This is a genomic window from Arthrobacter woluwensis, assembly GCF_900105345.1.
Lineage (GTDB): Bacteria > Actinomycetota > Actinomycetes > Actinomycetales > Micrococcaceae > Arthrobacter_E > Arthrobacter_E woluwensis.
This window is the reverse complement of sequence record NZ_FNSN01000004.1, coordinates 32,559-52,227: the sequence shown is the minus strand read 5'-3', so window position 1 is coordinate 52,227 and position 19,669 is coordinate 32,559. Positions and strand designations below refer to the sequence as shown.

Annotated in this window: 12 protein-coding genes and 1 rRNA gene; 12 read left to right on the top strand and 1 reads right to left on the bottom strand. The window is 67.5% G+C overall.

Features of this window, described 5'->3' with window-relative positions; all coding sequences use genetic code 11:
* Positions 1 to 29: 29 nt before the first annotated feature.
* The 7 genes from ispD (at position 30) to BLV63_RS15820 (ending at position 6,838) form a co-directional block, all read left to right on the top strand.
* Positions 30 to 815 carry a 2-C-methyl-D-erythritol 4-phosphate cytidylyltransferase gene (gene ispD, locus BLV63_RS15850; RefSeq protein WP_066214985.1) on the top strand — a complete coding sequence of 262 codons (786 nt, stop codon included), beginning with the start codon at positions 30 to 32 and terminating at the stop codon, positions 813 to 815.
* On the top strand, positions 812 to 1,309 hold the full coding sequence (ispF, locus tag BLV63_RS15845; RefSeq protein WP_066214987.1) for a 2-C-methyl-D-erythritol 2,4-cyclodiphosphate synthase: 498 nt from the start codon (positions 812 to 814) through the stop codon (positions 1,307 to 1,309). Before ispD ends, ispF begins: the two co-directional genes overlap by 4 nt.
* 66 nt (positions 1,310 to 1,375) lie before the next feature.
* Positions 1,376 to 2,836 (top strand): cysteine--tRNA ligase, encoded by a 1,461-nt coding sequence (cysS, locus tag BLV63_RS15840; protein ID WP_066214988.1) that lies wholly within the window; start codon positions 1,376 to 1,378, stop codon positions 2,834 to 2,836.
* A 55-nt stretch (positions 2,837 to 2,891) separates the two neighbouring features.
* Positions 2,892 to 3,887 (top strand): 23S rRNA (guanosine(2251)-2'-O)-methyltransferase RlmB, encoded by a 996-nt coding sequence (gene rlmB / locus BLV63_RS15835; protein WP_066214989.1) that lies wholly within the window; start codon positions 2,892 to 2,894, stop codon positions 3,885 to 3,887.
* A 7-nt stretch (positions 3,888 to 3,894) separates the two neighbouring features.
* Positions 3,895 to 6,027, top strand: coding sequence for a glycogen debranching protein GlgX (glgX, locus tag BLV63_RS15830; RefSeq protein ID WP_254780613.1), 2,133 nt, complete (start codon positions 3,895 to 3,897; stop codon positions 6,025 to 6,027).
* Between the two features lie 23 nt (positions 6,028 to 6,050).
* A complete protein-coding gene (locus BLV63_RS15825; RefSeq protein ID WP_066214991.1) occupies positions 6,051 to 6,506 on the top strand; it encodes a guanyl-specific ribonuclease in 456 nt (151 codons plus the stop codon).
* Positions 6,503 to 6,838 (top strand): barstar family protein, encoded by a 336-nt coding sequence (locus tag BLV63_RS15820; RefSeq protein ID WP_066214992.1) that lies wholly within the window; start codon positions 6,503 to 6,505, stop codon positions 6,836 to 6,838. Before BLV63_RS15825 ends, BLV63_RS15820 begins: the two co-directional genes overlap by 4 nt.
* Before the next feature lie 141 nt (positions 6,839 to 6,979).
* Here the strand turns inward: BLV63_RS15820 and glgP are convergent, their stop codons facing one another.
* Positions 6,980 to 9,583, bottom strand: a complete 2,604-nt coding sequence (gene glgP / locus BLV63_RS15815; protein ID WP_174521275.1) for an alpha-glucan family phosphorylase — start codon at positions 9,581 to 9,583, stop codon at positions 6,980 to 6,982.
* 131 nt (positions 9,584 to 9,714) lie between these two features.
* Between glgP and BLV63_RS15810 the strand changes: the two genes are divergently transcribed.
* The 5 genes from BLV63_RS15810 to BLV63_RS15795 all read left to right on the top strand — a co-directional run bounded on the left by BLV63_RS15810 (position 9,715) and on the right by BLV63_RS15795 (position 19,256).
* The gene (locus BLV63_RS15810) at positions 9,715 to 11,808 is read left to right on the top strand and encodes an alpha-1,4-glucan--maltose-1-phosphate maltosyltransferase (protein WP_139244772.1); all 2,094 of its coding nucleotides are present in this window, start codon (positions 9,715 to 9,717) and stop codon (positions 11,806 to 11,808) included.
* Entirely contained in the window at positions 11,808 to 13,595 is a 1,788-nt protein-coding gene (treS, locus tag BLV63_RS15805) for a maltose alpha-D-glucosyltransferase (protein WP_066214995.1), read from the top strand. Before BLV63_RS15810 ends, treS begins: the two co-directional genes overlap by 1 nt.
* Before the next feature lies 1 nt (position 13,596).
* Positions 13,597 to 15,072 carry a maltokinase N-terminal cap-like domain-containing protein gene (locus BLV63_RS19150; protein WP_306306606.1) on the top strand — a complete coding sequence of 492 codons (1,476 nt, stop codon included), beginning with the start codon at positions 13,597 to 13,599 and terminating at the stop codon, positions 15,070 to 15,072.
* Complete coding sequence (gene glgB / locus BLV63_RS19145) at positions 15,069 to 17,282, top strand: 1,4-alpha-glucan branching protein GlgB (protein ID WP_306306607.1); 2,214 nt, start codon at positions 15,069 to 15,071, stop codon at positions 17,280 to 17,282. The genes BLV63_RS19150 and glgB overlap by 4 nt, the downstream gene beginning before the upstream one ends.
* A 449-nt stretch (positions 17,283 to 17,731) precedes the next feature.
* Positions 17,732 to 19,256 (top strand): 16S ribosomal RNA (locus BLV63_RS15795).
* The last annotated feature ends 413 nt before the right edge of the window (positions 19,257 to 19,669 follow it).

Below are 19,669 nucleotides of genomic sequence, written 5' to 3'. Positions count from 1 at the left end.
GGCGCCGCCGCCGCGACTACGCTGGCTCTATGACTTCTGAATCACGGCTCGGGGTGGTGGTCCTGGCGGCCGGCTCCGGGCAGCGCCTGGGGTTCGGCATCCCCAAGGCCCAGGTCCTCCTGGGCGACGAACCGATTCTGCGGCACGCCCTGTCGGGAGTGGTCGCCGCGGGTGTCGCGGACGCGATCGTCGTCGCGCTTCCTTCAACGGACGCCGGCGACGGCGCGGCGTTGAGGGAGGTCGTGGAGACCTTCCGCGCGGAGCACCCTGGTGCGCCGTGGAGCCTCAGCGTCGTCGAGGGCGGCGCGACCCGCTCGGACTCGGTGGCGCGCGCGCTCACCGTGCTGGACGACGTCGAACACGTCCTCGTGCACGACGCGGCCCGGCCGCTCGTCCCGGTCCAGGTGTTCCAGCGGGTGGCCGACGCCCTGCGGGCGGGCGCCCGGGCCGTCATCCCCGCCATCCCCGTGGTGGACACCATCAAACAGGTGCATGCGGGCCATGGCGCCGACGCGGAGATCGCCCCCGAACTCGTCACGGGCAACATCGCGCGGGAGACGCTGCGGGCCGTCCAGACGCCCCAGGGCTTCAGCCTGGCCGCGCTGCGGGCCGCCCACGAGGACGCACGGTACCTCGATGACCGGCAGGCCGCCGCCATCACGGACGACGCCATGCTCCTCGAGTCCCGCGGCATCCCGGTCCACGTGGTGGCCGGTTCCAGCTATTCGCTCAAGATCACCACAGCCGTGGACCTGATCCTCGCCGAAGGCCTGCTCGAAGGGCCGCTCGCCGGACGCTGGGTGGGGGAGGCATGATCATCCCGCGCACCGGGGTCGGCGTCGACGCCCACGCCTACGCCCCAGAGGGCGCGCCGCGCCCCCTCTGGCTCGCAGGGCTCCACTGGCCGGGCGAACGAGGGCTCGACGGGCACTCCGACGCGGACGTCGTCGCCCATGCCGCCGCCGACGCGCTCTTCTCCGCAGCCGGACTGGGCGACCTCGGCACCCACTTCGGCACCGGCCGCCCCGAGTTCGCCGGCGCCTCGGGCGTGCGGCTGCTCACCGAGGCCGCCCGGATCGTGCGTGAGGCGGGATTCGGGATCGGCAACGTCGCCGTGCAGCTCCTGGGAAACCGTCCCAAGTTCTCGCCCCGGAGGCTCGAAGCGGAGGCAGTGCTGACGGAGGCCGCCGGGGCTCCCGTCAGCGTCTCCGCCACCACCACGGACGGACTCGGCTTCCTGGGCCGCGGCGAGGGACTCACCGCGGTGGCCACGGCCCTCGTCTATCCACTCCCGGCGGACGGGGCTTGAGACCGCCCCTGGGGTCCGTCCCGCCGGAAATGGCGGGGACGGACCCCAGGGCATAGGCTTTGGCAGGTGACACTGCGTTTCTATGACACGGCCTCAGCCCAGGTCCGCGAATTCCAGCCGCTCGAGCCCGGCAAGGCGAGCCTGTACTACTGCGGCGCCACCGTCCAGGGCCTGCCCCACGTGGGCCACGTCCGTTCGGCGATCGCGTTCGACCAGCTCACCCGCTGGCTCCGCTACCGGGGCTTCGAGGTGACCGTGGTCCGCAATGTCACGGACATCGACGACAAGATCCTCGCCAAGTCCGCCGAATCCTTCGAGGACGGTTTCGTTCCGGACGGTGACCGCCCGGCCAAGGAGCCGTGGTGGGCTCTGGCCTACCGCTACGAGCAGGCGTTCCGCACGGCGTACGAGACGCTGGGCGTGTCCGCGCCGAGCTACGAGCCGCGCGCCACGGGCCACATCCCGGAGATGCACGCGCTGATCGCCCGGCTGATCGACCGCGGCCACGCCTACGCCGCCCCGGACGGTTCCGGCGACGTCTACTTCGACGTCCGTTCCTGGCCCGAATACGGCTCGCTGACGCACCAGCGGATCGACGACATGCAGGCCGCCACCGACGCCGATCCGCGCGGCAAGCGCGACCCCCGCGACTTCGCGCTGTGGAAGGGCCACAAGGCGGGCGACCCCGAGACCGCCGCCTGGGATTCCCCCTGGGGCCGCGGACGCCCGGGATGGCACCTGGAGTGCTCGGCGATGGTCACCAAGTACCTCGGTCCCCGCTTCGACATCCACGGCGGCGGCCTGGACCTGCGTTTCCCGCACCACGAGAACGAACTGGCCCAGTCCACCGCGGCGGGCGACGGCTTCGCGAACTTCTGGATGCACAACGGCATGGTCACGTACCAGGGCGAGAAGATGTCCAAGTCGATCGGCAACACGGTCAGCCCGGAGGAGATGCTCGCCCAGGCGGGCCCCCGCGTGGTGCGCTACTACCTGGGCCAGGCGCAGTACCGTTCGGTGCTCGACTACAACCCCGGCTCGCTCGCGGAGGCCGCGTCCGCCGTCGAGCGCATCGACGGCTTCATCAGCCGCGCGCTCCGCTCCCAGTCGCAGGGGAACGGCACCTTCGGTCACGTCAGCCACGGCGGGGTGCCGGAGGACTTCGCGAAGGCCATGGACGACGACCTCAATGTGCCGCAGGCCCTCGCCGTGCTGCATGAGACCGTCCGGGCCGGCAACGCCGCCCTCGCCGCGGGGGATGCCGAGACGGTCCGGAGCGCGCTGGACTCGGTGCTCGCCATGACGCGGGTGCTGGGGCTGGACGACGTCGCCTCCACCGGCGCCGCCGAGGGGCCGGCGCTGGAGGCGCTCGACGCGCTGGTGACAGCGCAGCTCGAGGCCCGGGCCGCGGCTCGTGCGGCGAAGGACTGGGCCGCATCGGACGCCATCCGGGACGTTCTGACGGGGGCCGGCGTGGTCGTGGAAGACGGTCCTCAGGGGGCTTCCTGGAGCCTGCGTCAGGACTGACACGAGTTGAACCGTAAAATGGTGCAGGTCCGCAACACTACTGCAGAGGTGAATCATGGCCAAGATCGGCCGTTCCGGCGCTGTCCGTAAGCACAAGAAGGGCGCCTCCGTGGGTACTGGGGGCCATGGCCGCAAGTCGCTCGAAGGCAAGGGCCCCACGCCCAAGGCGGAGGACCGCACCTATCACAAGGCGCACAAGAACAAGATCCTCGCCGAGCGCGCGGCCGCCAAGCGCGCCGGGGGAGACAACCGTGCCCCGCGTCGTGCCAGCGGTCCCAAGGGCCGTGCCACCGAAGAGTTCGTGACGGGCCGCAATTCCGTGGTCGAGGCGCTGCGCGCCGGCATCCCCGCCAAGACGCTGTACGTGGCCATCCGGATCGATGTCGATGACCGCGTCAAGGAGGTCCTGAAGCTCGCCGCCGAACGCGGTGTGCCGATCCTCGAAGCCGGCAAGCCGGAACTGGACCGCCTCACCGAGGACGCCGTCCACCAGGGTCTCGCTCTGCAGGTTCCTCCGTACGACTACGCGGATCCCTACGATCTCGCCGAAGAGACCATCGAAGCCTGGCGCAAGGGCCACATCGCCAACGCGCCGCTCTTCGTCGCGCTGGACGGCATCACCGATCCCCGCAACCTCGGCGCCATCATCCGCTCCGTCTCCGCCTTCAGCGGTCACGGCGTCGTGGTGCCGGAGCGCCGTGCCGCGGGCATGACGGCCGCTGCCTGGAAGACCAGTGCGGGCGCGGCCACCCGTGTCCCCGTCGCACGGGCCGGCAACCTGAACAACACCCTGAAGGCGTTCCAGGAGATGGGCATCTTCGTGCTCGGCCTGGACGGCGACGGCGAGGTCTCCCTGCCGGACCTCGAGCTGGCCACCGAGCCGATCTGCCTTGTGGTCGGTTCCGAGGGCAAGGGCCTGAGCCGCCTGGTCCGCGAGCACTGCGACCAGATCGTCTCCGTGCCGATCGACTCCGCCATGGAATCCCTCAACGCCGGCATGGCCGTCGCCATCTCGCTGTACGAAGTCTCCCGGCGTCGTTCTCACACCTGACAGTCCCATGAGCAATCCCATCACCATGCCCCTGGAGTTCGTGGTGACGGCCTCGCGGCCGTTTCCGCTGGGGGTGACGCCGGCCCGCCAGGCCGACCAGTTCGCTCCTGACACCGTCAACGTGGCGGTGTTCGCGCCCGGCCTGACCGCCGTCGACGTCCACCACCTCGGCCAGGACGGCCAATGGCACCGGACGCGCCTGACCGAGAAGAGCGGCGGGGTCCATCACGGCCTCGTGCCGCGCTTCCCGCTCGGCACGAAGTACGGGTTCCTGGGGCCGGAGACGGCCGCTCGCCTGACGGGCAGCCACCTCATGCGGCGCGACGACGACGGCGCGCCGCACTCCAGCGTGCCTTCCGGCCTGCTGCTGGACCCCTACGGCCGGGGCGTGGACAGGGTCGACGGCTCGCTCGTGTCGATGCGGATGCACCAGGACTTCGACTGGGGCGCCGACCGGCGCCCCAACACCCCGTGGCGGGACACCGTGGTCTACGAGGCGCATGTCCGCGGCCTCACGAAGCTGCGCCCGGACATCCCCGAGGATCTCCGCGGCACATACGCCGGCTTGGCGAACCCCGTCATGCTGGACTACCTCAAGGAGCTCGGCGTGACCGCCGTCGAGCTGCTCCCGGTGCACTTCCACCTGGACGAGGCCCACCTGGAGAACGTCGGTCTGACGAACTACTGGGGTTACAACACGGCGTCCTTCTTCGCGCCGCACCCGGACTACGCCACGGAAGCAGCCCGTGCCGCGGGCCCGGGCGCGGTCCAGGACGAGTTCAAGGGCATGGTCAAGCTCCTGCATGAGGCGGGCATCGAGGTCATCCTCGACGTCGTGTACAACCACACGGCCGAGGGCGGCAAGGACCTGCCGGCGCAGAGTTTCCGTGGCCTGGGGGACGGGACCTACTACCGTCACGACGGCAACGGGAACTACTACGACACCACGGGCTGCGGGAACTCCCTCAACTTCGGTGAGCCGCGTGTGGTGCAGCTCGTGCTGGACTCCCTGCGCCATTGGGTGCAGGACTACCACGTGGACGGGTTCCGTTTCGACCTGGCCACCACGCTGTGCCGGGACGAGAACAACCAGTTTGATCCCAAGCACCCCTTCCTCGTGGCACTGGCCGCTGACCCGGTGTTCCACGAGGTCAAGCTCATCTCCGAGCCGTGGGACGTGGGTCAGGGCGACTCCTGGCAGACGGGCCGCTTCCCCTTCGGCTGGGTGGACTGGAACGACCGCTTCCGGGACACCGTGCGCTCCTTCTGGCTGTCGGAACGCGCCGCGATCGACGCCGGCCACCAGGGCCGGAGCGTCTCCGCCCTGGCCGATGTGGTGTCCGGCTCGGCGTCGCTCTTCGCGCCGTCCGGCCGCAACCGGCTCGCGTCCCTGAACTTCATCACGGCGCACGACGGTTTCACGATGCGGGACCTGGTCTCCTACGACCGGAAGCACAATGAGGCCAACGGTGAGAACAACCGTGACGGCAACGACAGCAATTTCAGCTACAACCACGGCTACGAAGGGCGCACGGAGGTCGAGTCGCTCCTGGCACAGCGCGCGCTGACCAGCCGGAACCTCATGACCACGCTCATGGTCTCCCTGGGCGTCCCCATGATCGTGGCCGGTGACGAGCTGGGCCGCACCCAGCAGGGCAACAACAACGCGTACAACCAGGACAACGCCATCACCTGGATCGACTGGACGCCCACACGGGAGAGCCGGCAGATGCTGCGGGCCACCCAGCGGGCCATCCGGATCCGCCGTGAGTTCATGGCGGCGCAGCCGTTCGACTACCCCCAGCGGGACGAGCACTCGTATCTGCACTGGTTCAACCAGGACGGCGAGTTCATGTCCGGCGAGGACTGGAACAACCCGGGCCAGCGCCTCGTGCAGCTGCTGCTCGGGTCCCGGAAGGGCAAGGTCGACGGTCTCGTGGTGATCAACGGCGGTCCGAGCGATGTGGAGATCGTGCTCCCGCGCCTGTCCGAGCTCGGCGTCACCGCGGAGCAGGACACCGCCAAGTTCGAACTCCGTCTGTCGACGTCGCTGGTCCACGACGAACGCCGTGGCACGCGGCGTGCGGAAGGGGAGAAGGACCTGGTGGACGCCTTCTCCATGAACATCTACCGACTCTGACCATCTACCGACTCTGAGGTCCCGTGAACCGCAAAACGCTCCTGAGCCTGGCCGGCCTCGTCCTCGCCGCCGTCGTGGCGGGTCTGATCTGGCTCGGCGGCAGCGGATCGGGCAGCAAGCCGCTCGCCGGAGACGGCGGGACTGCCACGCCCGGCAGCTCGGCCACTCAGCGCCCGGGGGTGAAGAACCCGAGCAGCCTGGACACCGTCAAGGAGTCCGCACTGCCGGCGGAGGCCCGTCGCACCCTGGAGCTCATCGCGAAGGGCGGCCCGTACCCGTACAGCCGGGACGGGATCAACTTCGGGAATTTCGAGGGCGTGCTCCCCAAGAAGCGTAGCGGCTACTACCAGGAGTTCACCGTGCCGACCCCGGGTTCCCAGACCCGTGGAGCCCGGCGCATCATCGTGGGGTCGGAGCACGAGAAGTATTACACCCCGGATCACTACAAGAGCTTCCGCTTCATCCTGGAGGGCCAGTGAGGACCTATCCCGCCGCCACGCACACGCTGAGCGAACTGGCGCACGCGAGCCTCGCCGTCGGGCGTGAGCCCTTCACCGTCCCCGCCGCGGCGGACAAGACGGGCACCCTGGCAGCCTTCGCCACGGCTCTCGGGTTCCCCGACTGGTTCGGGGGCAATCTGGACGCGCTCAACGACTGCCTGGGGGACTGGGCCGACGCGCTCAGCTCGCCGTCCGCTCTCCTCTGGCAGCGCTCCGCGACGCTCGACGCCGGCACCGCGGCCGCCGTCGAGAGCATCCTCGGTGAGGCGGAGGCGGGCAGCCCGCACCTCGCCGTCGTCGTCCTCGGCTGAGGGGCCCGGCCCGGGGAGCGGGATCAGCGGAAGCCTGCGTCAAGGGGCCCCGCAGCCCCTTGCACAGCGAAAGGCGAGTACCCCGCTGTGGGGTTGGCAAGCGGAGCTGATCCTGCTCCCAGGGCCACGCCGGCACCGTCCCTAGGCGTTGACGACCAGGCCGAGTTCCGCGTTGCTCGCCAGGCCCTCGTGCCGCGGGAAGATCCGCACCGTGTAGCCGAAGGCGCCCGAACGGTCCACCGGGATCGTGCCCCGGAAGAGCCAGCGGCCGCCGCCCAGGTCCTCGACAGGGTCCAGGTCAACGCTCCGGGGGTCCTTGATCCGGTCGTCGTGGCCGGCCCTGCCATAGGCGGCCGTGACGCGGACCTCCTCGGGCGTCAGGCCATCGAGCGCGACATAGCTGTTCACCGTGAGGGTGTCGCCGATCTGCGGTGATTCGCTCACGCCGCTGCTGTCGACGTGCTCCACGTGCACGCCCGGCCAGGAGGCCCGGACCCGCTCGGCGTAGGCTGCCAGGTCCTTGGCGAGTGCGTAGCCGTCCTCCGCGGCATCCCGGCCGGAGACCGCCGCGGGCGTGTAGAGGCCGGAGACGTAGTCCTTGACCATGCGGTCCGCGGACACCGCCGGTCCGAGGTGGGCCAGGGTGTGCTTGATCATGGAGATCCACGCCGTCGGCAGCCCGTCCTCGTCCGCCGACGAGGGCCCGGCCGCGCCGGCGTCGGTGGAGAGCGCGGCGCCGTAGAAGCGCGGCGCCACCTGGGTCTCGAGCAGCTCGTACAGGGCGGCCGCCTCGATGTCGTCCCGCTCCTCGGGGGACGCGCCGTTGTTCGCGGTCGGGATCGCCCAGCCGTTTTCGCCGTCGTACATCTCATCCCACCAGCCGTCCAGCACCGAAAGGTTGAGCGAGCCGTTGATGGCGGCCTTCATGCCCGAGGTCCCGCAGGCCTCGAGAGGCCGCAGGGGGTTGTTGAGCCAGACGTCGCAGCCGGGGAAGAGGGTCCGGGCCATCGCGATGTCGTAATTGGGGAGGAACACGATTCGGTGCCTGACCTCGGGGTCGTCCGTGAAGTGCACCAGGTCCTGGATCATCTTCTTTCCGGCGTCATCGGCCGGGTGCGACTTGCCCGCGATCACCAACTGCACCGGATGCTCGGGGTGCAGGAGGATCCGCCGGAGCCGCTCCGGGTCACGCAGCATGAGGGTCAGGCGCTTGTAGGTGGGCACGCGACGCGCGAAGCCGATGGTCAGGATTTCGGGGTCGAGCACGCCGTCCGTCCACCCGAGTTCGGCGTCGGCCGCGCCGCGCTTCTTCCAGGAGGACCGCAGACGACGTCGCACATCCGCCACGAGCTTGCCGCGCAGCTCCCGGCGGAGCGCCCAGAGCGTCTCATCCGGCACGTTGTACGCCAGGTCCCAGCGCCCCAGGGACTCGGCCTCGGGCCCGAAGGCGTCTCGGGCGAGGGTGCCGATGCTGGAATCCACCCAGGTGGGGACGTGCACGCCGTTCGTGACGGAGCCGATCGGGACTTCGGACTTCTCGAATCCCGGCCAGAGTCCTGCGAACATCCCCCGGGACACCTCGCCGTGCAGCTTGGCGACTCCGTTGGCGCGCTGGGCCAGGCGGAGGCCCATGACGGCCATGTTGAACTTGCCCGGGTCCCCGCCGTCGTAGTTCTCGCGTCCGAGGTCCAGGATCCTGTCGACCGGGACACCGGGAGCCAACCCCGCCCGGAAGAAATGCTCGATCTGGGCGAGTTCGAAGCGGTCGATCCCTGCCGCCACCGGGGTGTGGGTGGTGAAGACCGTCGAGGCCCGGCCCGCGGCCAGTGCTTCGTCCCAGCTCAGGCCTTGGCCGGCCATGAGTTCCCGGATGCGCTCGATGCCGAGGAAGCCCGCGTGTCCTTCGTTCGTGTGGAAGACCTCCGGCGCGGAGGTGCCCGTCAGGCGGGCGTAGGCTCGCAGGGCCTTCACGCCGCCCATGCCGAGGAGCAGTTCCTGCTGGAGACGGTGGTCCCCGCCGCCTCCGTAGAGCCGGTCCGTGATGCCGCGCGCGGCGTCGTCGTTGCCCGGGACATTGGAGTCCAGCAGCAGGAGGGGAACGCGGCCCACCTCTGCGCGCCAGATCTGCGCGAGCAGCTGCCGGCCGTGGGGGAGGGGAAGCCTGACCGTCACGGGCGTTCCGTCCTCCTCCCGCAGGAGGGTGAGCGGAAGATTGTCCGGGTCCAGCACCGGGTAGGTCTCCTGCTGCCAGGCGTCGCGGGAGAGGGACTGTTTGAAGTACCCGGCCTGGTAGAGCAGTCCGACGCCCACCAGGGGGACGCCGAGGTCCGAGGCCGATTTGAGGTGATCGCCGGCCAGGATGCCCAGACCGCCCGAATACTGGGGAAGCACCTCGGTGATGCCGAATTCGGGGGAGAAATACGCGATGCGCTCCGGGGCGTCGCCGTTCAGGCTCTGGTACCAGCGCGGTTCCGTGAGATAGCGGTCCAGATCCGCCGCGGCCGTCTGGACCCTGGCCACCACGTCCTCGTCCCGCGCCATGGCCCGGAACTCCTCGCCCGAGATGGCCCCCAGCAGGGCCACGGGATCGTGCCGGCTCTTGTCCCACAGCACGGGATGCAGGCTCTCGAAGAGGTGGCGGGTCGGAAGGTGCCAGGACCAGCGGAGATTGTTCGCCAGTCGGGCCAGTGGGGCGATCGGTTCGGGCAGGACGGTTCTGACGGTGAATCTGCGGATGGCCTTCACGTGCGCCACACTAACCGAGTCATCCGACCATCGGAACAGGGGGATGTTTCTTTTTGGTAAATGACGCGTGACGGCGGTTTCTTTCAAATGACCCTTAGCAATCGGCCCTGGTCCGGACTAACGTCGTGGGTGTGAGCAGCACCAAACGAAGCGCCAGCCGAGCCAAGTCCACGTCCGAGCTCCCCGCGCCCAGCGGGATCCCGAGCGGCCTGCGATTCGGCAGGTTCCCCATCACGAATGTGCAGCCGAGCGTCGAGGGCGGTCGGTTCCCGGCCAAGGCCGTTCCGGGCCAGGGCCTCGTGGTGAGTGCCACCGTCTTCCGCGAGGGGCACGACCAGCTGGGTGTCACCGCCGTCCTGAAGGATCCGAAGGGCAAGGTCCGGGAGACCGTCCGTCTTCATCCCGCCCGTGGTGAGCGTGGCCTCGGCACCGATCTGTGGGAGGGCGTCTTCACGCCGACCGCCACGGGAGCCTGGACCTTCCTCATCGAGGCCTGGCATGACCGGTACGGCACGTGGCATCACAACGCGGAGATCAAGGTCGCCGCGGGTGTCGACGTCGAGCTCATGCTCGCCGAGGGCGCGGCGCTGCTCGCCCAGGCCGCCGACGACGACGCCAAGCGCACCGCCGCGGACCGCCGCACCCTCCGCCGTGCCGCCGAAGCGCTCGCGGACTCCCGGCTGACCGTCGAGGAGCGCCTCGGGGCCGGCTTCTCGGACGCCGTGGCCGACGCCGTCGAGCGTCAGCCGATCCGCGAACTGGTGACCGAATCCGAAGAGTTCCCGATCCTCGTGGAGCGCGCCGCCGCGGGCCAGGGCTCCTGGTACGAATTCTTCCCGCGGTCCGAGGGCGCCAAGCGCGACCCGGTCACGGGGGAGTGGACCTCCGGGAACTTCCGCACGGCGGCCCGCCGTCTGCCCGGCGTCGCTGCCATGGGGTTCGACGTGCTGTACCTGCCGCCGATCCATCCGATCGGCCATGCCCACCGGAAGGGCCCCAACAACACGCTCGTGGCGGGACCCGGCGACCCGGGCTCGCCGTGGGCCATCGGCTCGGCCGAGGGCGGCCATGACGCGATCCACCCGGACCTCGGCACCTTCGAGGACTTCGACGCCTTCGTGGCGGAGGCCGAGGCTCACGGCCTGGAGATCGCACTGGACCTCGCGCTCCAGGCGAGCCCCGACCACCCCTGGGTGCAGAGCAACCCCGAGTGGTTCACCCGGCGGGTGGACGGCAGCATCGCGTACGCCGAGAACCCGCCGAAGAAGTACCAGGACATCTACCCGCTGAACTTCGACAACGACCCGGCGGGCCTCAGCAAGGAGATCCTGCGCATCGTTCAGCTGTGGATCAGCCACGGTGTGAAGATCTTCCGCGTGGACAATCCGCACACCAAGCCCGTGTGGTTCTGGGAGTGGCTGATCGGCCGGGTCAACAAGAAGCACCCCGAGGTGGTCTTCCTGGCCGAGGCCTTCACCCGGCCCGCCATGATGCACGCGCTCGGCCGGGCCGGCTTCCAGCAGTCGTACAGCTACTTCACCTGGCGCAACACCAAGGAGGAGATCGAGGAGTACTTCACGGAGGTCTCCCGGGACTCCGCGCCGTTCTTCCGCCCGAACTTCTTCGTGAACACCCCGGACATCCTCACGCAGTACCTCCAGTACGGCGGTCCGGCCGCGTTCAAGATCCGCGCCGTGCTGGCCTCGATGGGCAGCCCGCTCTGGGGCGTCTACGCCGGGTATGAGCTCTTCGAACACGTGGCTCGCCCGGGCGCCGAGGAGTACATCGACAACGAGAAGTACGAGTACAAGGACCGCGACTGGGAGGCCGCCGAGGCAGCAGGGCGCTCGCTGGCGCCGTACCTGACACGCCTCAACCACATCCGGCGCGATCACCCGGCGCTTGGCGACCTGCAGAACCTCACGGTCCACCAGTCCTCGGACGACGCCACCGTGGTCTTCTCGAAGCACAAGACGCTGCCGGACGGCTCCAAGGACACGCTGATCGTCGTGGTGAACGTGGACCCGCACGGCACCCGCGAATGCACCGTGTCCCTGGACCTGGACGCGCTCGAGCTCGATCCCCAGGACTGGACCGCCTCCCACGGATTCCGCGTCGATGACCTGATCAGCGGCCAGAGCTGGGAGTGGGGCGAGCACAACTACGTCCGGCTGGACCCGCACGTCGAACCTGCACACATCCTGCACATCCGCCGAGGAGTCTGATGACTTTCAGCCTGCCGTCCGCCAGCAACGGGATCGCCAGCCGGGACCGTTTCGACACGAACGCCCCGGGCCTCGCCCACGACCCCCAGTGGTTCCGCAAGGCGGTGTTCTACGAGGTCCTGGTCCGCGCCTTCGCGGACTCGAACGGCGACGGCTCGGGTGATCTGAACGGCCTGATCGACCGGCTGGATTATCTGCAGTGGCTCGGCATCGACTGCCTGTGGCTCCCGCCCTTCTTCCAGTCCCCGCTCCGGGACGGCGGCTATGACATCTCGGATTACAAGGCCGTGCTGGACGAGTTCGGGACCATCAACGACTTCCAGCGGCTGGTGGGTGAGGCACACGCGCGGGGCATGCGCGTGATCATCGACCTGCCCCTCAACCACACCTCGGACCAGCATCACTGGTTCCAGGAATCCCGCCGGGACCCGAGCGGACCGTACGGCGATTTCTACGTGTGGAGCGACACGGACGAGAAATACCAGGACGCCCGGATCATCTTCATCGACACCGAGGAATCGAACTGGACGTTCGATCCCATCCGGCGGCAATTCTTCTGGCATCGTTTCTTCAGCCACCAGCCGGATCTGAATTTCGAGAATCCCGCCGTGGTCGAGGCCATTTACGACGTGGTGCGCTTCTGGCTGGATCACGGGGTGGACGGTTTCCGCGCGGACGCCATTCCGTACCTTTTCGAAGAAGACGGCACCAATTGCGAGAACCTGCCTGGAACGCATCAGTTCCTGCGGGATCTGCGGGCCATGGTGGACCGTGAATATCCCGGCCGGATCATCATCGCGGAAGCCAATCAGCCCCCGCAGGAAGTCGTCGAGTACTTCGGCACCGAAGAGGCCCCGGAATGCCACATGTGCTTCCATTTCCCGATCATGCCGCGACTGTATTTCGCCCTGCGGGACCAGCTGGCGGCCCCGATCGTGGAATCGATGAAGGACACGCCGGCCATTCCGGCGGGAACCCAGTGGGGCACGTTCCTGCGCAACCACGACGAGCTGACGCTGGAGATGGTGACCGCCGAGGAGCGTTCCGCGATGCTCGGCTGGTACGCCCCGGACCCGCGGATGCGCGCCAACGTCGGCATCCGCCGTCGTCTGGCGCCGCTCCTGGACAATTCGCGGGCCGAGATCGAGCTGATCAACGCACTGCTGCTGAGCCTGCCGGGGTCGCCGTTCCTGTATTACGGGGACGAGATCGGCATGGGGGACAACATCTGGCTCCAGGACCGCGACGCCGTCAGGACGCCGATGCAGTGGACCCCGGACCGCAATGCCGGCTTCTCGATCGCGGATCCGGGCAAGCTGTACCTTCCGGTCATCCAGTCGCTCGTGTACCACTACGGCATGGCGAACGTGGAAGCGGAAGCGGCCCACTCGGGCTCGCTCCTGCGGTGGACCCGCCAGATCCTGGCCGTCCGCAAGGCGCACCCCGCCTTCGGCCTCGGCGCCTTCCACCACGTCCCGGCCAATCACGAATCGGTGCTCGCCTACCGTCGCGAAGTGCTCCCGGACAACCCGGAGGGCGCCCAGCCCGAGACCCTGCTGTGCGTCTTCAACCTGTCCCAGAACCCGGTGGCGGCCGTGCTGGATCTGCCGGAATTCGCGGGGCGCGGACTGCGGGACATCTTCGGCGGGCAGCCGTTCCCCAGCGTGGCCGATGACGGCACGCTCGGCCTCACGCTGTCCGGCAACGGCTACTTCTGGCTCCGGTTCCGCACGGCGGCGCCGGGGATGCAGACCACCGCCATCCCGATCGTGCCCCAGGGCGTGTGACATGGCCGCCCCCGCCGACGAGCTCATGGGACTGCTGGAACACTGGCTTCCGCAGCAACGGTGGTTCCCCGCCAAGGGGAGCGTGGTCACGGTGTCCGTGGCCGCCGTGCTTCCCGGTGTCTCGCGGCCGGAGCGGCACTCCGAGGTGAGGGTGCTGCGGCTCGCGTATCCCGATGCGCAGGGCACGCCGGTGGTGACGCTTCTCCAGGTTCCGTTGCTGTTCCTCAAGGTCACGGACCAGGCGCCCGACGACGGCGCCGCGCTTCCCGGCGACGCTGGTCTCATCGGCGCCGTCTCCTCGGCCGGTGGCGAGGACGGCTCGCCGGCCGTGCCGGGCCCGTGGCACGTCTACGACGCCCCGCAGCGCCGGGAGTATCTCGACGAGGTCCTGGCCAGCACCTCACTGAACGCCCATTCGGAGAACCCGGGGGAGCACGCCGGCATCCAGGCCCGTCGCGGCCCCGACGCCGCCAAGAGCATCGCGCTGTCGGACCCGTTGTTCTCGATGGATCCCATGCGGAGCGAACAGTCGAACACCTCGATCGTGCTGAACGCCCAGGGCCGCGGCATGATCGTGAAGTTCTTCCGGACCCTCTCCGCCGGCCAGAACCCCGAAGTCGAACTGGGCGCCGTCCTGACCCGGCTCGGCACCCAGGACGTCCCGGCCACGCTCGGCTGGCTGGAGGCGCATTGGCAGGACCAGGGCGTGGCGTACCAGGCCGATCTGGCGGTCATCCACGAGTTCCTCCCGGGTGGTTCCGACGCGTGGGGCGCAGCGCTGGACGCGGCCGCCCGTGGGGAGTCCTTCGCTCGGCAGGCGCACGCCATCGGGCAGGGGACGGCTCGGATTCACCGCCGCCTCGCCGAAGGACTGCCGGTGTCGACCGCGCCGGAGGGTGTGCTGAGCCGACTGGCCGCGAGGGTGCGGGACAGCTGGGCTCAGGTGCGCGCCGTCGTCGGGCCGTACGACGCCGAGATCGAGGCGCTCCTGACCTCGCTGTCAGCCGTCCCGGCGCAGCCGCAGCGGATCCACGGCGACCTGCATCTCGGCCAGATCCTCACCGTGCAGTCACCGTCCGCCGGCGCGGAGCGGTGGATCTTCCTGGACTTCGAAGGTGAGCCGCTGCGGCCCATCTCCGAGCGGGCGCTCCCGGACCTGCCCTTGCGGGATGTGGTCGGGCTGCTCCGTTCACTGGATTACGCCGCCGGGGCCGCTCAGCGCCAGGTCGCGGGAGCCGAGGTCTCCGACGGGTGGGTGGCCGAGTGTTCGGCCGCCTTCCTGGAGGGTTATTCGAGTGTGGTGCCCGGGAGGATTGACCAGCGTTCTCCCCTTTTCATGGCATTGTGGCTGGACAAGGCCCTGTACGAGGTCCGTTACGAGCAGAGCAACCGCCCCGGCTGGCTGGACATCCCGGTCAGCGCGGCACGTGCGACGCTGGACGAACTCGCAGGTCCCGACGCGAAAGGGAAACCATGACCCCCACCCCGGAAGCCGCTGCGCCGGCTCCCCTGCCGATCGATCAGGCCACGCTGGGCCAGGTGGCTCATGGTGAACATCACGCTCCGCACTCCGTGCTCGGCGCCCACTTGGACGACCGCGGCGTCGTCACCTTCCGCACCGTCAAGCACCTCGCCGAGGCGGTGACGGTCATCCTCGCCGACGACGCGCGGATCCCCCTCCAGCACGAGGGCTTCGGCGTCTGGGTGGGCACCTACGTCTCGCCCGACGGCGCGCACGTGCCGGACTACCGGCTCGAGGTCGCCTACGAGAACGCCGAGCCCGTCGTGGTCGATGAGCCGTATCGCTACCTGCCGACCCTGGGCGAACTCGACCTCCACCTCATCCAGGAGGGCCGCCACGAGACGCTGTGGACCGTGCTCGGCGCCAGGGTGCAGCACTACAGCTCCGTGATGGGCGACGTCGAGGGCGTCTCCTTCGCGGTGTGGGCCCCGAACGCGCAGGCCGTGCGGGTCATCGGCGACTTCAACTCCTGGGACGGCCGCCAGCACTCGATGCGTTCGCTCGGATCGAGTGGGGTGTGGGAGCTCTTCATCCCGGGGCTCGGCCCCGGGACCCGCTACAAGTTCGCCTTGCGCACGAAGCATGGCCACTGGGTGGAGAAGGCGGATCCGCTGGCCTTCGGCACCGAGGTCCCGCCGATGACCGCGTCCGTGGTGGTGGAGCGCTCCTATGAGTTCAAGGACCAGGAGTGGATGGCCGCCCGCGCCGCGAGAGACCCTCACAATTCGCCCATGAGCGTCTACGAGGTCCACCTCGGCTCCTGGCGCCTGGGCCTGAGCTATCGCGAGCTCGCACGAGAGCTGGTCGAGTACGTCCAGTGGCTCGGCTTCACCCATGTGGAGTTCATGCCGGTGGCGGAGCATCCCTTCGGCGGCTCCTGGGGTTACCAGGTCACGTCCTACTACGCGCCGACCTCGCGATTCGGGCATCCCGACGAGTTCCGCTTCCTCGTGGACGCGCTGCACCAGGCCGGGATCGGCGTGATCATGGACTGGGTCCCCGCGCACTTCCCCAAGGATGAGTGGGCGCTGGCCCGATTCGACGGAGAACCGCTGTACGAGCACGCGGATCCTCGTCTGGGTGAGCACCCGGACTGGGGCACGTACATCTTCAATTTCGGCCGCAAGGAGGTCCGGAACTTCCTCGTGGCCAACGCGCTGTACTGGCTCGAGGAGTTCCACGTGGACGCCCTCCGCGTCGACGCCGTGGCCTCGATGCTGTACCTGGACTACTCGCGCGAAGAGGGCCAATGGGTGCCCAACCGGTTCGGCGGCCGCGAGAACCTGGACGCCATCAGCTTCCTCCAGGAGACCAACGCCACGGTCTACAAGCGCAACCCGGGTGCCGTGACGATCGCCGAGGAGTCGACCGCGTTCCCGGGCGTCACGGCGCCGACCTCCCAGGGCGGCCTGGGCTTCGGCCTCAAGTGGAACATGGGCTGGATGCACGATTCCCTGGCCTACATCGCCGAGGATCCGGTCAACCGTCGCTGGCACCACAACACCATCACCTTCTCGCTCGTCTACGCGTTCACCGAGAACTTCCTCCTGCCGATCAGCCACGATGAAGTCGTGCACGGGAAGGGGTCGATGCTGCGCAAGATGCCCGGGGACCGCTGGCAGCAGCTCGCCAACCTGCGCGCGTTCCTCGCTTACCAGTGGGCGCATCCGGGTAAGCAGCTGATCTTCATGGGCACCGAGTTCGGTCAGGAAGCCGAATGGAGCGAACAGCACGGGCTCGACTGGTGGCTCGCCGAAGGGCCCGATCACCGCGGCGTCCAGCTTCTGGTCAAGCAGCTCAACGCCATCTACCAGGACACCCCGGCTCTCTGGGAGCAGGACAACACGGGGGAGGGGTACCGCTGGATCAATGGCGGGGACGCCGACCGGAACGTGCTCAGTTTCATCCGGGTGAGCGCCGACGGCGAGCAACTGGTCTGCGCCGTCAACTTCGGGGGTGCGCCCCACCACGACTATGCGCTGGGCTTCCCGGCCGAGGGCGAGTGGGTGGAGATCCTCAACACCGACGCCCACGAGTTCGGCGGTTCTGGGGTCACCAATGGAGGAACGGTGGTGGCGGACAACGGGCCGTGGGACGGCCAGCCGGCCTCGGCGAAGGTGACGCTGCCGCCCCTGGGTGCGGTGTACTTCACAAAACTCGCCTGAGCGGATTGCGGGCAGGAAGAGCCCTCCGTGACGTCAAGGAGCGCGGCGTGAGGCCCGGAATCTCGCGGATTCCGGGCCTCACGCCGCGTCGCGAAGAGCCTCCGACGCCGGGAGTTGGCACGGCCGCGGAACGGTGGTACAGTTGATACCCGCACCGCAGCGAAGGAAAGCTTCTGAGGAAGTCAACCGGACACGCTGCGGATCGCACAACATTCACCAAGAAATTGTGAGAAGTTGAGCGATTTGCACCGAGGAATTCGGGGTGCTAAGCTTGAAAAGTTGCTTCGGGAACGGCGAGCAGGGCTAACGAGCCGGCTTGGAGATCCGAAAGCAGTCTGTTGTTTGAGAACTCAATAGTGTGTCATGTTTTTTTGATACCAATGTTTTTTTGGTAATCACTGATTTCACCGCCCCTGTGGTGGATTGGTGTTTGCTGGGTTTTGAATTTCTTTTTGGAGAGTTTGATCCTGGCTCAGGATGAACGCTGGCGGCGTGCTTAACACATGCAAGTCGAACGATGAAGCCTAGCTTGCTGGGTGGATTAGTGGCGAACGGGTGAGTAACACGTGAGTAACCTGCCCTTGACTCTGGGATAAGCCTGGGAAACTGGGTCTAATACCGGATACGACCATTGCCCGCATGGGTTGGTGGTGGAAAGCTTTTGTGGTTTTGGATGGACTCGCGGCCTATCAGCTTGTTGGTGAGGTAATGGCTCACCAAGGCGACGACGGGTAGCCGGCCTGAGAGGGTGACCGGCCACACTGGGACTGAGACACGGCCCAGACTCCTACGGGAGGCAGCAGTGGGGAATATTGCACAATGGGCGAAAGCCTGATGCAGCGACGCCGCGTGAGGGATGACGGCCTTCGGGTTGTAAACCTCTTTCAGTAGGGAAGAAGCGAAAGTGACGGTACCTGCAGAAGAAGCGCCGGCTAACTACGTGCCAGCAGCCGCGGTAATACGTAGGGCGCAAGCGTTATCCGGAATTATTGGGCGTAAAGAGCTCGTAGGCGGTTTGTCGCGTCTGCTGTGAAAGGCCAGGGCTCAACCCTGGTTCTGCAGTGGGTACGGGCAGACTTGAGTGATGTAGGGGAGACTGGAATTCCTGGTGTAGCGGTGAAATGCGCAGATATCAGGAGGAACACCGATGGCGAAGGCAGGTCTCTGGGCATTAACTGACGCTGAGGAGCGAAAGCATGGGGAGCGAACAGGATTAGATACCCTGGTAGTCCATGCCGTAAACGTTGGGCACTAGGTGTGGGGGACATTCCACGTTTTCCGCGCCGTAGCTAACGCATTAAGTGCCCCGCCTGGGGAGTACGGCCGCAAGGCTAAAACTCAAAGGAATTGACGGGGGCCCGCACAAGCGGCGGAGCATGCGGATTAATTCGATGCAACGCGAAGAACCTTACCAAGGCTTGACATGGACTGGATCGCATCAGAGATGGTGTTTCCCTTCGGGGCTGGTTCACAGGTGGTGCATGGTTGTCGTCAGCTCGTGTCGTGAGATGTTGGGTTAAGTCCCGCAACGAGCGCAACCCTCGTTCCATGTTGCCAGCGCGTAATGGCGGGGACTCATGGGAGACTGCCGGGGTCAACTCGGAGGAAGGTGGGGACGACGTCAAATCATCATGCCCCTTATGTCTTGGGCTTCACGCATGCTACAATGGCCGGTACAAAGGGTTGCGATACTGTGAGGTGGAGCTAATCCCAAAAAGCCGGTCTCAGTTCGGATTGGGGTCTGCAACTCGACCCCATGAAGTTGGAGTCGCTAGTAATCGCAGATCAGCAACGCTGCGGTGAATACGTTCCCGGGCCTTGTACACACCGCCCGTCAAGTCACGAAAGTTGGTAACACCCGAAGCCGGTGGCCTAACCCCTTGTGGGAGGGAGCTGTCGAAGGTGGGACTGGCGATTGGGACTAAGTCGTAACAAGGTAGCCGTACCGGAAGGTGCGGCTGGATCACCTCCTTTCTAAGGAGCAAACGAGATCATGGCCGCTTCCTGCATGGGTTGTGGTGGTGGTTGAGTGTAGAACCCGCCTGCCAGGGCGTTCGTTCCTGGGGTGTGGTGCTCATGGGTGGAATATCGAAAAAACACATCCTCGTGATGGTTGGTGGGTTCCTGTGAAACAAGGGGGCTTGCCGGCTGGGGGTGCGGTTCCTGTACGGGTGCTGTGATGCTGCGTTTTAGTACGCCGGCCGGTGACGGTTGGTTGGAACGGGTGTGGTGTTGTGGTGGTGCAGGGGTTGTTGACACACTGTTGGGTCCTGAAGCAACAGGCCCGTCGCATGTCTCCTTTGGGGGTGTGTGGTGGTTGTTGTTTCGTTTGGTTGCCCTGCTTCTGGAAGGCGTGCCCGGTTGGGTGTGTTGGATGGGGGTGTGGG